The organism is Streptomyces sp. NPDC056222, from assembly GCF_042264065.1.
In the GTDB taxonomy this organism is placed as follows: domain Bacteria; phylum Actinomycetota; class Actinomycetes; order Streptomycetales; family Streptomycetaceae; genus Streptomyces.
The window spans coordinates 1-12312 of sequence record NZ_JBHJTL010000148.1; the positions used below are offsets into that span (position 1 = coordinate 1).

The 12312-nt window shown below is 73.5% G+C and carries 9 protein-coding genes; 7 read left to right on the forward strand and 2 right to left on the reverse strand.

Going from position 1 to position 12312, the window contains the following annotated elements:
* Positions 1–177 precede the first annotated feature (177 nt).
* From ACFC0D_RS36605 to ACFC0D_RS36625, 5 genes are all read left to right on the forward strand, one after another.
* A complete protein-coding gene (locus ACFC0D_RS36605; protein ID WP_376445908.1) occupies positions 178–1038 on the forward strand; it encodes an ABC transporter ATP-binding protein in 861 nt (286 codons plus the stop codon).
* Positions 1035–2009, forward strand: a complete 975-nt coding sequence (locus tag ACFC0D_RS36610) for an ABC transporter substrate-binding protein (protein WP_376445911.1) — start codon at positions 1035–1037, stop codon at positions 2007–2009. Before ACFC0D_RS36605 ends, ACFC0D_RS36610 begins: the two co-directional genes overlap by 4 nt.
* Positions 2010–2013: 4 nt before the next feature.
* Positions 2014–4080, forward strand: coding sequence for an iron ABC transporter permease (locus ACFC0D_RS36615; protein ID WP_376445914.1), 2067 nt, complete (start codon positions 2014–2016; stop codon positions 4078–4080).
* A gap of 117 nt (positions 4081–4197) precedes the next feature.
* Positions 4198–4929: a hypothetical protein gene (locus ACFC0D_RS36620; protein ID WP_376445916.1), complete on the forward strand. Its 732-nt coding sequence runs from the start codon at positions 4198–4200 to the stop codon at positions 4927–4929.
* 66 nt (positions 4930–4995) lie between these two features.
* A complete protein-coding gene (locus ACFC0D_RS36625; RefSeq protein WP_376445918.1) occupies positions 4996–7230 on the forward strand; it encodes an FUSC family protein in 2235 nt (744 codons plus the stop codon).
* Between the two features lie 53 nt (positions 7231–7283).
* On the opposite strand, the gene ACFC0D_RS36630 is transcribed toward ACFC0D_RS36625, so the two are convergent.
* The gene (locus tag ACFC0D_RS36630) at positions 7284–8102 is read right to left on the reverse strand and encodes an SDR family NAD(P)-dependent oxidoreductase (protein WP_376445921.1); all 819 of its coding nucleotides are present in this window, start codon (positions 8100–8102) and stop codon (positions 7284–7286) included.
* A gap of 171 nt (positions 8103–8273) precedes the next feature.
* Here ACFC0D_RS36630 and ACFC0D_RS36635 point away from each other — a divergent pair, with 171 nt between their 5' ends.
* Positions 8274–9206, forward strand: a complete 933-nt coding sequence (locus tag ACFC0D_RS36635) for a MurR/RpiR family transcriptional regulator (RefSeq protein WP_376445924.1) — start codon at positions 8274–8276, stop codon at positions 9204–9206.
* 346 nt (positions 9207–9552) lie between these two features.
* Complete coding sequence (locus tag ACFC0D_RS36640) at positions 9553–10800, forward strand: SLC13 family permease (RefSeq protein ID WP_376445926.1); 1248 nt, start codon at positions 9553–9555, stop codon at positions 10798–10800.
* A gap of 68 nt (positions 10801–10868) precedes the next feature.
* On the opposite strand, the gene ACFC0D_RS36645 is transcribed toward ACFC0D_RS36640, so the two are convergent.
* On the reverse strand, positions 10869–12092 hold the full coding sequence (locus tag ACFC0D_RS36645) for an MFS transporter (protein ID WP_376445928.1): 1224 nt from the start codon (positions 12090–12092) through the stop codon (positions 10869–10871).
* Positions 12093–12312: the final 220 nt, after the last annotated feature.

Here is a 12312-nt window from a genome sequence, read left to right on the forward strand (position 1 = left end):
GCCCCCCGGCCCGCCGGCTCTCCCGCCCCCCACTGGGTTTTCCGGGGCCGGCCCGGGCGCCCCGGTGCGCCGGGGCGGGCCCGGCCGGGCCGATTTAGACCTTGGCCGGATTCCCTCTTGTCGCGGATCTCCGGGGGGCCTATCCGTGGCGAGTAAGGATAGGCTAACCTCTCCTCCGTGCAAGCAGGTGAAGAGACCGTCGCGACCTCACGTCCCCACGGCCATGAACTTTCGGCCACGGGAGTCACCGTGGCCTACGAAGGCGTCGATGTCGTACACGACGCCTCCATGACACTGCGGCCGGGCGAAGTGACGGTCCTGGTCGGGCCGAACGGCAGTGGAAAGTCGACGCTGTTGCGTACGATCGCGCGGCTGCAGCGGCCCAGGGCAGCCACCCTCGTCATCGACGGCGACACCGACGGCCTCGCGCTGAGCCCCCGTGAGTTCTCGCGCCGCGTCGCGCTCCTCACGCAGGGGCGCCCCACGCCCAGCGGGCTGACCGTGCGCGACGTCGTCGAGTTCGGGCGCTACCCCTACCGGGGGCGCTGGGGCAAGGCCGACCCGGGCGGCCGGGCCGCGGTGGACCGCGCGCTCGCCATGACCGGCGTCGAGGAACTCGCCGAACGCGGTGCCGAGCACCTCTCCGGCGGACAGCTCCAGCGCGTCTGGCTGGCCGGCTGCCTCGCCCAACAGACGGGCGTGCTCCTGCTCGACGAGCCCACGACCTATCTCGACCTGCGCTACCAGGTCGAACTCCTCGACCTCATGCGCGATCTGGCGGACGACCACGGCATCGCCGTCGGCGCCGTCCTGCACGACCTCGACCAGGCCTCGGCCGTGGCCGACCGAATCGTTCTGCTCGACAAGGGGCGGGTCGTCGCCGACGGCGACCCCGCGGACGTACTGACACCGGAGCGGTTGACCGACACGTACGGCATCCGCATCGAAGTCGACACCGACCCCCTCACCGGTCGGCTGCGCACCCGTGCGATCGGCCGACACCACTCGCGAAGCGAAAGGCTCAGCACCACCTCATGAGACGCCTCCTCCTCACCGCGGCCGCCACCGTCGCGGCCATCACCCTGTCCGCCTGCGGGACCACCGAGCCCGCCGCCGACGACGCGAAGAAGACCGCCGAGCCCATCACCCTCACCGACGCCACGGGCGCGAAGGTCGAGCTCGACGGTCCCGCCGCCAAGGTCGTCGGGACCGAGTGGAACGCGGTCGAGAGCCTCATCTCGCTGGGTGTCGACCCCGTCGGCGTCTCCGACGTCAAGGGCTACAAGACCTGGGACACCGCCGTCCCGCTGAAGAACGAGCCCAAGGACATCGGCACGCGCGGCGAGCCGAGCATGGACACCGTCGCGTCGCTGAAGCCCGACCTCATCGTGGCCACCACCGACCTGCCCGAGGCTGCCGTCAAGCAGCTCCGCAAGGTCGCCCCGGTCCTCACGCTCCGCCCCGCGGACGCCGCCGACCCGATCGGCCGGATGACCAAGAACCTCGACCTCATCGCGCAGGCCACCGGCACCACGCAGCAGGCCGAGAAGCTCAAGAAGCAGTTCGAGGCGAAGCTCGCCGAGGGTGCCAAGGCCCTCGCCGACGCCGGTCTCGCCGGCACGAAGTACGCCTTCGCCGACGGGTACGTCGTCTCCAACCAGGTCTCGATCCGGCCCTACACGAGCGGCTCGCTCCTCGGCGGCGTCAACGAGAAGCTCGGTCTGAAGAACGCCTGGACGGTCAAGGGCGACGAGAGCTACGGCCTCGCCGCCACCGACGTCGAGGGCCTCACCAAGCTGGGTGACGTGCAGTTCGCGTACATCGGCAGCGAGGGCGACAAGTCCAGCACGCCGTTCACCGGTGTCCTCGCCAAGGACAAGGTCTGGACGTCGCTGCCGTTCGTCAAGAAGGGCAACGTCCACCGCCTGCCCGACGGCATCTGGATGTTCGGCGGCCCCGAGTCGATGAACAAGTACATCGACGCCGTCGTCGCCGCGCTGACGAAGTAACACCATGGCCGTCACCGCAACAACCCCCGCCACCCGTCCGTCGGCGGCCCCGTCCCGGACGGGCGCGGCCGCGGTGACGGCCGCCCTGGTCCTCCTCGTCGCGGCCCTCGCGGTCGTGGACATCACGCAGGGCACGGCCGCCGTGGGCGCCCCCGAAGTGTGGAAGGCGCTCACGGGCCGGGCCGAACCGGCCGACGCCTCCGTCGTCATCGCCTCCCGACTGCCGAGGATGACCGCGGGCCTGCTCGTCGGCGCCGCGCTCGGCATCGCGGGCGCCGCCCTCCAGGCGGTCAGCCGCAACGTCCTCGCCTCGCCCGACACCCTCGCCGTCAACGCGGGCTCCTACTTCGCCCTCGGCCTCACCGCCGTCACCGGCCTCTCGCTGCCGCTCCTCGCCTCCTCCGGCATCGCGTTCGTCGGCGGCCTCGCCGCGGCGGCCGTGGTCCTCGGACTCTCCGGCCTGGGCACCGGCACCGTCCGGCTGGTCCTCGCGGGCAGCGCCCTCACCCTGGGCCTCACCGCCGTCACCGAAGGCCTGCTTCTGCTGTTCCCCCGTCAGACGGAGGGGCTCTACCAGTGGAACCAGGGCAGCATCGCCCAGAACGGCTTCGACGGCGTCCTGCAGATGGCACCGATCGCCGTCGTCGGCGTCGTCGGACTGCTGCTTCTCGCCCGCCGGATCGACGCCCTGGCGCTCGGTGACGACGCCGCGCGCGGCCTCGGCGTGCCGGTCCGTGCCACACGCGTCACCGCCGTCGTGCTCGCCGCCCTGCTCTCCGCGGCCGCCGTGACCCTCGCCGGACCCGTCGGCTTCGTCGGCCTGTGCGCCCCCGCCATCGTCCGTCCCCTCGCCCGCAGGTTCCGCGGGTTCACCCGTACGCGGATGTACCTGCCGGCCGCCGGGCTCACCGGTGTGGCCCTGGTGCTCGGCTCCGACGTGCTGCTCCGCGCCGTCGTCGCGGCGGACGTGGCGGTCGGCGTGCCGACCGGTGTCGTCACCAGCCTCGTCGGCGCCGCCTTCCTGATCGTCATGGCCACGCGGGCCCGGGACACGGCCGAGGCCGCCGCGTCCGAGCGGCTGCGCATCAGGAGCAGGACGGTCTTCCTCACCACCACCTCCGTCCTGGTGCTCGTCCTGGTCGGAGTGACCATCGCCTCCGTGCTCCTCGGTGACAGCAAACTGCTCCTGGGCGACGTGCTGAACTGGGCGCAGGGGCGGGCCGGACGGACCATGACCTTCGTCCTCGACACCCGCGTGCCACGCGTCCTCGCCGCCCTCTTCGCGGGCGCCGCGCTCGCCCTGGCCGGCACGCTCGTCCAGGCCGTGACCCGTAACCCGCTCGCCGAACCGGCCGTTCTGGGCATCTCAGGCGGCGCCGCGCTCGGCGCCGTCCTCCTCGTGACGACCGTGCCCCTGGCCGGAGGGTGGGGCCTGTCCGGGGCGGCCTTCGCGGGCGCCGCGATCAGCTCCGTCATCGTCTTCGGGCTGGCCGCCCGGGGCGGGTTCCAGCAGAACCGGCTCGTCCTCGTCGGCTTCGGTGTCGCCATCGGGGCATCGGCCCTGATCAGCCTTCTCATCATCCTCACCGACCCGTTCAACGCGACGAAGGCGCTCACCTGGCTCTCGGGCTCCACCTACGGGCGGTCCCTGACCGACGTGCTGCCCCTCATGGCCGTCCTCGTCGTGGGCGTGGTCGTCGCGGCGATGCGGCGCACCGAACTCGACCTCGTGTCGCTCGACGAGGACACCCCGAGGCTGCTCGGGCTGAGCCTGGGAAGGGGACGCTTCGGCTTTCTCGTCCTCAGCGTGGTGCTCAGCGCCACCGCCGTGGCCGCCGCGGGCACCATCGGCTTCGTGGGACTCGTGGCACCGCACGCGGCCCGTGCCCTCGTGGGCCGGCAGCACGCGCGCGTGATCCCCGTCGCGGTCCTCCTCGGCGCGATCCTGGTCACTACCGCGGACCTGGTGGGCCGTACCGTGATCGCCCCGACCCAGCTCGGCGCCGGACTCATGACGGCCGTGATCGGCACGCCGTACTTCCTCCATCTGCTCATCCGCAGCCGCCGGTAGGGCGAGGTCGTCACCACCGCCCCCCGTCACCTCCCACCCAGGGAGGCGTCGACGGGGGGCGGTTGCTTTTCGGGCGCGCCCGCGAGGCCGTCGTCCAGGGCGGGGGAGACTGGACGGATGGACACATGGAGCCCCCGGCCGGGCGGGGAGCCCGCCCCCGCCCCGTACGGACGTCTGCGCGTCGAGGTCGAGGACCTCGCGCCGGCGCGCTGGCTCGGCGAACGCCACCCCGGCCATGGTGACTTCGGCACCGTGGCCGGAGTCGCCGCGCCCGGATTCCCGGCGTACGCGCGCGTGCTGCACCCCGCGAGTCTCGACGAGCGCCCGGTCCGCTGGGACACCGTCGCCGCCGCCCATGGACGGAAGGTCGACGCGCTGACGGACTGGCACGAGGTCATCGGCGCGGAGCGGTTCTACCAGAACCTGCACGAGTACGGTCTGCCCGGCGTGTGGGACGAGCACCCCGCCGAAGGCCCCACCCCTGACGAGGTCGCGCGGGCCGTGATCCCCGTGCTGGCGCGGCACACCGGCACTCCGGAGCGGTGCTGGTACGGGCTGTGGGAAGGGTACGGCCGCCGGGAATGGGGCGGGGTTCCCACCTTCCCCACCCCGGAGCGGGACGAGATCCTGCTGTCCGGACCGCTGGCCGACGTGGTCTCCCCGGAACTCGTCGACGAGTTCGCCGAACTCCCCGACCTGTGGTGGCCGCAGGACCGTGCCTGGTGCGTGGGCGGTGACGTCGACCTGGTGAGCACGTACGTCGGCGGCTCGGAGCAGCTGATCGCCGAACTGCTCGCCACGCCCGGCCTCGAGGTCCACCGGGTGTCGCCGGGGGACCCGGTCGGCTGATCGAGCGGGGCGGCCGGCACCGGGCCGCGGGGTGCCGGAGCGCGGCGGGTGGCCGATCCTGGTGGCATGGGTGCCAACGGTGCCGACGGCCGTCCGGGCGCCAGAGGGGTGAGCCGCTCGAGCGGTCTGCTCCGGCTGCCCGACGCCTATGTGGGCGCGGCCCGCCGCTCGCTGCGCGTCACGCTGGCCGCGGGGGCCGGGTTCTACCTGTTCCTGTACGGGTTCGAGCAGCCCGTCGCGGCCACGTACGCGCTCTTCTCCGCCGTGTCTCTGGCCGGTCTCTCGCACATCCCGGGGACCGGGCGGCAGCGGGCCGTCGTCCTGGTGAAGCTGCTTCCGGTCGCCTGGGTGCTGGTCGCGGTGGGCACCTTCCTCGCCGTACGGAACTGGAGCGCGGTGGCCGGGATGCTGGTCATCGGCTTCGCTCTGGCCTTCCTCGCCGTGGGCGGGCCACGCCCGGCGGGCGCGGCGCCGGGGCTCCAGCTGCTGTACATCCTGCCGTCGTTCCCGCCGTACGCCCCCGAAACCATCGACGAGCGGATGGCCGGCACCACCGTAGGGATCCTTCTGCTGATCCTCGCCGAGATCTTCGTCTTCCCCGAGCCACCGACCGTGCCGTACCGGGAGCTCGCCGCGCGCGCCGCCGTCACCGCCGAACGCTGCGCCGGGGAACTGGCCCGCCCGCCCTTCGCGCTGTCGCCGACGACCGCGGAGGCGGCCGGAGCGGCGGCCGAGGCGCTGCGGCCCTCGCAGGTTCCGGAGGCGGAGCGGCCGGCCGGGGCCGGGGTCCGCTCCCGGGGCCTGACCCACACCGGCCTTTCGGCACGGACGCTCCTCAACCGACTGGTACGGCTCCGCGCCGTACCGGCGGGCCGGGCGCCGGAGGACGCGGGCCTGGACCTGCTGCGCGCCGTCGGGCGATCCGCGGCGGACAGTGCCGCGCTGCTGCGCGGCGCCCCCGGAGCGGGGGCGCCGGACTCCGGACCCGCCCGGGAGCGGGCGCTGCTGGCCGCCGTGCCGACCCGGTCGGTGGACCCCGCGACGCTCCGCCGCCGTGCGGACCTGCTCGAAGTGGCCGACGCCGCGCTTGCGCTGGCCACGGCCGCCGGACTGGCGGTACGGGGGCGGCTCGTCGACGGGGCCGACCTGCCGGCCGGCAGGTTCTGGTACGCGCGCATGAGGGCGCCGCAGCTGTGGTGGCGGCGGCTGGTGGGAAACGCCGGGAGCCGGTCGGTGTTCTTCCAGAACGCGGTGCGGATCAGTCTGGCCCTGGCGGCCGCCAGGGCCATCGCCGGCCTGGACACGCTGCCGCACGGCTTCTGGGCGCTCCTCGCGACGCTGACACTGACCCGCACGACCCTGGGCGCGACCTGGGGCAGCATCCGCCAGGCGGTCGCCGGCACCCTGATCGGAGCCCTGTGCACGGCGGGGCTGCTCGCCCTCATCGGGGCGGACACCACGGTGTACGCGGCCATGCTGCTTCCGCTGCTGCTGATCACCTTCACGGTGGGGCCGGTGAAGGGCGTCGGCTGGGCGCAGGCGTTCTTCGCGCTGGTGGTCTCCCTGGTGTTCGCCCAGCTGACGGCGACCACCTGGCGGCTGGCCGAGGTCCGGCTCCTCGACGTGGTGATCGGGAGTGCGATCGGCGCCGTCTTCGGCCTGCTGGCCTGGCCGCGCGGCGCGCAGACCGAGGTACGGCGCTCGAGCACGATGCTGCTGCGCACCGCCGCCGAGGCCGTGGTCGCCACGGCCTCGACGATCGCGGCCGGAGGGGTACGGGATCCGGGCAAGCCACCCGTGAGCAGCTCGCTCCGGCACGCGCTCGTCCTGGCCGAGACGGCCTACGCGCAGTTCCAGAGCGAACCGCGGGGCCCGAAGGCGGGGGAGTCCGGATCCGGGCAGCCGCCCGGTGCGGGGCGGCGGCCGGTCGACTGGCACGCGGCACTGCTGACCGGGCACCACACGCTGTGGGGCTCGGAGCGGCTGCTGTCGGCGCCGCCGACCGTAGCGGTGGAGGGATCGGCGGAGCCGGTCGTCGTGGAGCCGCTGGAGCCCGCGGTGGCCGCCGCGCTGACCCGGCTCGGGGACCGGGTGGCCGGGCGGATGCTGCTGCTGTCCGCGGTCCTGGACCCGATGGGGGACGCCCCACCGGCCCTGGCGCACGGCGCGCCGGGGCCGGTGGGCGACGCGTCGGAAACCTCACCGGCCGAGGCACCGGGCCGCTTCTACGCGGTGGAGGCCTGGCTGGAGGCGCTGCTCCAGGACCTGGAACGGATCGACCGTTCCTCACGACCGCCATGACGCAGCGTCAGGCAGAGCCGTGCCGGGATCGGGTCCGCTTCCCCGGCGAGGCGTCAGGCGCTCGGCGTCCGTGGCTCGATGCGGAAGTCGAAGGCGAGCGTGCCGGGATCGAGGGCGGTCACGCCGCCGTCGACGGTGAGCACCGCTCCGTTGACGAACGACGACGCGGGCGAGAGCAACCAGGCGACGGCCTCGGCGACCTCACGCGGCTCGCCCGGCCGCCCGACGGGCAGGACGCGGGTGACCTCCTCGTACGCCGCCTCGAGCCCGCCCTCCTCCAGCCCCGCCTCCTCGGCGAACCGGTTCATCCGGCGGTCCGCCATGTCCGTGCGCACCCAGCTCGGGCACACGGTGTTGGCGCGCAGCCCCGCGGCCCCGTAGTCCACCGCGAGCGAGCGGCAGAGCTGGAGCAGCGCGGCCTTGGAGGTGGCGTAGGCGGCATTGCCCACGCCGTTGCGCAGCGCGGACACCGAGGCGACCGCGACCACGGCCCCCCGGGCGTCGAGCAGATGCGGGAGCGCGGCGCGCAGCAGATGGAACGGGCCGGTGAGGTTGGTCCGCATGACCTCGTCCCAGTCCTCGAGCGTCACCTCGCCCACGCCTCCGCCGCGCCCGATACCGGCGTTGAGGACGAGTCCGTCGAGGCGGCCGTGCGCGGCGAAGGCCGTGTCGACGAGTGCCCGCACCGCGTCCGGGTCGGCGATGTCGGACGGGACGGCGAGGGCCCCTGTCTCCTCCGCGACGAGGTGCAGGGGTTCGGGCCGGCGCCCGGAGATCACCACATGGTGACCGGCCGCGCGCAGCAGCCGGGCGGTCGCGGCCCCGATGCCCGTCCCGCCCCCGGTCACGAGGTACACGCGCTGGTCCGCCATGTCTTCGAGCCTCCGTCGTCGTCCGTTCGCCGTCGTGATCATACGTACGGAACCGGTCGTACCGAGGGCCCCCGTGGCCGGGCGGGGCGCCCGTCGCCGGTGTCGCGGCCCGATGAACGCCAGCCCGTGTGAACTATCTTGGGCTGCAGAGAGACGAGAAGGAGGCACCCCGTGCCATCTGGGCAGCAGGCGCGCGCACAGGCAGCCGCGATCACACCGGGCAAGCGCTCGTCGGAGGCGGCGGCCGAGGCGGCCTCGCCCGCCGAGCGGGTGCGGTCGCTGTTCGGCAGCCACCGGCTCTCTCCCGCGCAGCGCCGCATCGCCCAGTTCCTGATCGACCACCTCACCGAGGCCGCGTTCCTGTCGATCACCGAGCTCGCGGAGCGTGTGGGCGTCAGTCAGCCGTCCGTGACCCGCTTCGCCTCGTCGCTGGGGTTCAGCGGATACCCCGCGCTCCGGGAGGCCCTTCAGCCCATCGCGCTCAGCGCCGCCGCCGGCGCCCCGGGCGAGGAGGAGGAGAAGCTCCGTAACGAACTCCAGTCGGCCGTCGACGCCGAGATCGAGAATCTGACGGCCCTGCGGCGGGTGCTCGCGGACCCCGACCAGATCCTCGAGATCGGCCGTGAGCTGGCCCGATCCGTCCCTCTGACGGTCCTCGGTCTGCGGATCTCGGTCTCCCTCGCCGAGTACTTCGCGTACGCGGCGCGGCGCATCCACCCCGACGTACGGGTGGTGACTCGGGGCGGCACGGTCGCCTACGACGGGCTGCTCCAGGCGCGCGAGGCGGGCGGGACATGGGTGATGGCCTTCGCGATGCCCCGGCACGCCAACGAGACCCTCGCCGTCGTCCGGGCCGCCCATGGCGTCGGACTGCGTGTCGCGCTGATCACCGATCTCGCGCTCGGGCCGCTCGTCGACGAGGCCGACGTGGTGTTCGCCGCCGGCACTGGGTCACGGCTCGTCTTCGACTCCTACGCGGCGCCCGGGGTGCTGTCCGCAGCCATCCTTCAAGCCATGGCTGACGCGGACCCGGAGCGCACACAGACCCGTCTCGAGAAGTACGAGCAGGCGGCTGACCAGCATCATTTCTTCCTGGACGACTGAGCACCACCCAGGTTGAATGGGCAACTTTCCGCCATCGGGTCGTATGAATTTTTTCATTCCCTTGCTTACTCGACGGTATATATGTTTACTACGGGTGCCCCCACGGGCCCGAACAGAACACCTCGACGTCGCCCCCTCCTCCTCAGACGACCTGGTGTTTCGACGGCAGCGCGCCGCGCACAGCGCGGGTGCATTCGTGGCGGCTCCGGTCTACCCCTGGGCCGGAGCCGCCGCGCAGAAGCCGCCGGGCGGAGTGGGCGTATCCATCTGAGATCCTGGTGCGCGTTCGTGGCCGCTGTCCGGCCGGGTTGGTTTCCGTTGCCGGGAGTGCGCGCTGAGTACCGTCGTGGCCGAGTCGCTGTCCCTTGCCCTGCTGCTCGGAGTGCTTGCTTTCGCTGTCGTACGTCCCCGGGGGCTGCCGGAGGCCGTGGCGGCGGTGCCTGCGGCCGCCCTGCTCGTGGGGTGCGGCCTGGTGTCGCCCCAGGTCGCGTGGGAGCAGCTGCGCGACCTGCTGCCCGTGGTGGGGTTCCTCGCCGTCATCCTGGTGCTCGCGCAGCTCTGTGCCGACGACGGGCTGTTCCGGGCCGCCGGTGACGCGGTTGCGCGAAGGTGCGGGCGCAGCCCGAAATCCCTGCTGGGCGGGGTGTTCGTGGTGGCCGCCGTGATCACGGCCGGCCTGAGCCTCGACGCGACGGTGGTGCTGCTGACCCCGGTGGTGTTCGCCACCGCCGCCCGGCTGGGCACCGGAGCGCGACCCCATGTCTACGCGAGCGCCCACCTGGCGAACTCGGCCTCCCTGCTCCTGCCGGTCTCCAATCTCACCAACCTGCTGGCCTTCACCGCGAGCGGTCTGTCCTTCACCCGGTTCGCCGCACTGATGGCGCTGCCGTGGCTGGCCGCGATCGCCGTCGAGTACGCCGCCTTCCGCCGCTTCTTCCGTACCGAGCTGGCCAAGACCCTGGACCCGCCGATCGAGGCCGAGCGACCGGCGCCGGTACCCCGGGTCACACTGTGGGTCCTCGCTCTGACCCTCGCCGGATTCGCCGCCACCTCCTTCGCGGGCGCGAGCCCGGCCTGGGCGGCGCTCGCCGGAACGCTGGTCCTCGGCGTACGGGCCCTGCGCCGGCGCACGATCACCGTGCGCAGGCTCGGCGCGTCCGCGGCGCCCGGGTTCTGCCTCTTCGTGCTGGCCCTGGGCATCGTGGTCCGGGCGGTCGTCGACCACGGCCTCGGCGACGCGCTCGCCCACGCCCTGCCGGACGGCGACGGACTCCTGCCGCTGCTCGCGATCGCGGCGGTCGCCGCACTCCTCGCGAACCTGATCAACAACCTGCCCGCGACACTCGCCCTGCTCCCGCTCGCCGCGCCCGCGGGACCGGGGCCGGTCCTGGCGGTGCTGATCGGTGTGAACATCGGCCCCAACCTCACCTACGTCGGCTCGCTCGCCACGCTGCTGTGGCGGCGCATCCTTCAGGAGCACGACGACAGGGCGTCCTTGGGCGAGTTCACCCGCCTCGGCCTCCTGAGCACACCGGCCGCACTGGTCGCCGCCACGGCCGCACTGTGGGCCTCCCTCCAGGTCGTCGGTCCCTGAGGTCATGAGGAAGGCCCCGGCTCGCCGAGCCGGGGCCTTTCTGCGTACGAGTCCGCGCGACGCGGCGGTCAGGCCAGGACGAGGAGTGTGGCGAGGGCCGGGCCGATGGCTCCGCCGAGTTGGTAGAAGAGGACGAACAGGCCGATCGCCGCCGGTCGTTGGGCTGCCGGGGCGGGCTGGGAGGCGAGTACGGACAGGACGGCGTTGCTGCCGGTGGCGACGAACACGGCGCCCGCGGCGGCCAGGAGGAGCGCCGGCCCCCAGGAGGCGAAGGCGGCGACGAGGGGTGCGGCCGCGCCGACCGCGACGAGGAGGGTGAGCACCTTGCGGTGGCCGAGGCGCACCGCCGCGGAGGCGAGCAGCCAGGAGAGGGCGGAACCGGTGAGGAGTGCGACCAGCTGGCCCGTGCCGATGGCCTCGACGCTCCAGCCCGTTCGCCGCTGCGTGAGCCGGGGGAGAGCGAACAGCAGGATGAAGTAGGAGGTGGAGAACGCGAAGGCGAGGAGGGCGGAGCCGAGGAAGGTGCGCGAGCGCAGTACGGCGGCGGGCACGAACCCGTCCGGACGGCGCCGTATGTGGAGTCCGAGCGGGACGAGCGCGGCCGCGGCGGTGAGACCGCCCGCGAGGGGAGCGGTGGGGATCAGGACGAGTCCGGACACGACCGCCACGACCAGCCCGGCCCCTACGGCGTCGAACGGCGCGGTCTGCGGAGAGCGTCCGGGTGCGGAGCTCGCGGTGTGACGCCAGATCGCGGGCGCCGCGAGGAGGGCGAGGGCGGAGAGGGTGAGCGAGGTCCGCCAGCCGGCCGCGTCCGCGAGAACGGAGCCGAGGAGCGGCCCTACGGCGCCCAGCACCCCGAATCCGGCGGTGATCGCCCCCATGCGCCGGGTGGAACCGGCGAGGTTCATCGCCACCGCCACCAGCCCCGCACCGCCCGCGGCCTGCGCTGCCCTGCCGAGCAGCGCCAGCGGGAACCAGGGCGCGGCCGCGACGACGACGGTGCCGACGAGGGCGGTGATCGTACTGGCGACGAGGGCCACCCGCAGGCCCCGCTGCCGGACGAGGGCCGCGGCCAGGGGCGTTCCGACCGTCATGGCCCAGGCGAAGGCGGTGACCATCCACGTCGCCTGCGTGGTGGAGACCGCCAGTGAGTCGGCGATGTCGGGAAGGATGAGGACCGGGGCGTTGGCTCCCGTGGCGATGGGTGCGGCGAGGAGCGCCAGCCAGAGGGCCGGGACCTGGCCGGGCGGCGTCCCGGTGGCGAGACGCGGTGCGGATACGGCGGCGGACATGGTGCCCCCTGGACGCTCGTGGGCGGGCGGGTGATGGGCGGTGCGGGTGCCGGGCCGGTACGGGCTTCGGCGGTACGGGCTCCGGCGGACCGGTGGATTCGGTTCCGGTGGTGCCGTACCGAGCCGCCGCACCCGTACCGGGTGCGGCCCGTACGGGTCAGACGGTGGTGACGACCTCGTCGAAGGCCAGGCGCGGGGAGCGCGGGTACCAGGCGTCCTC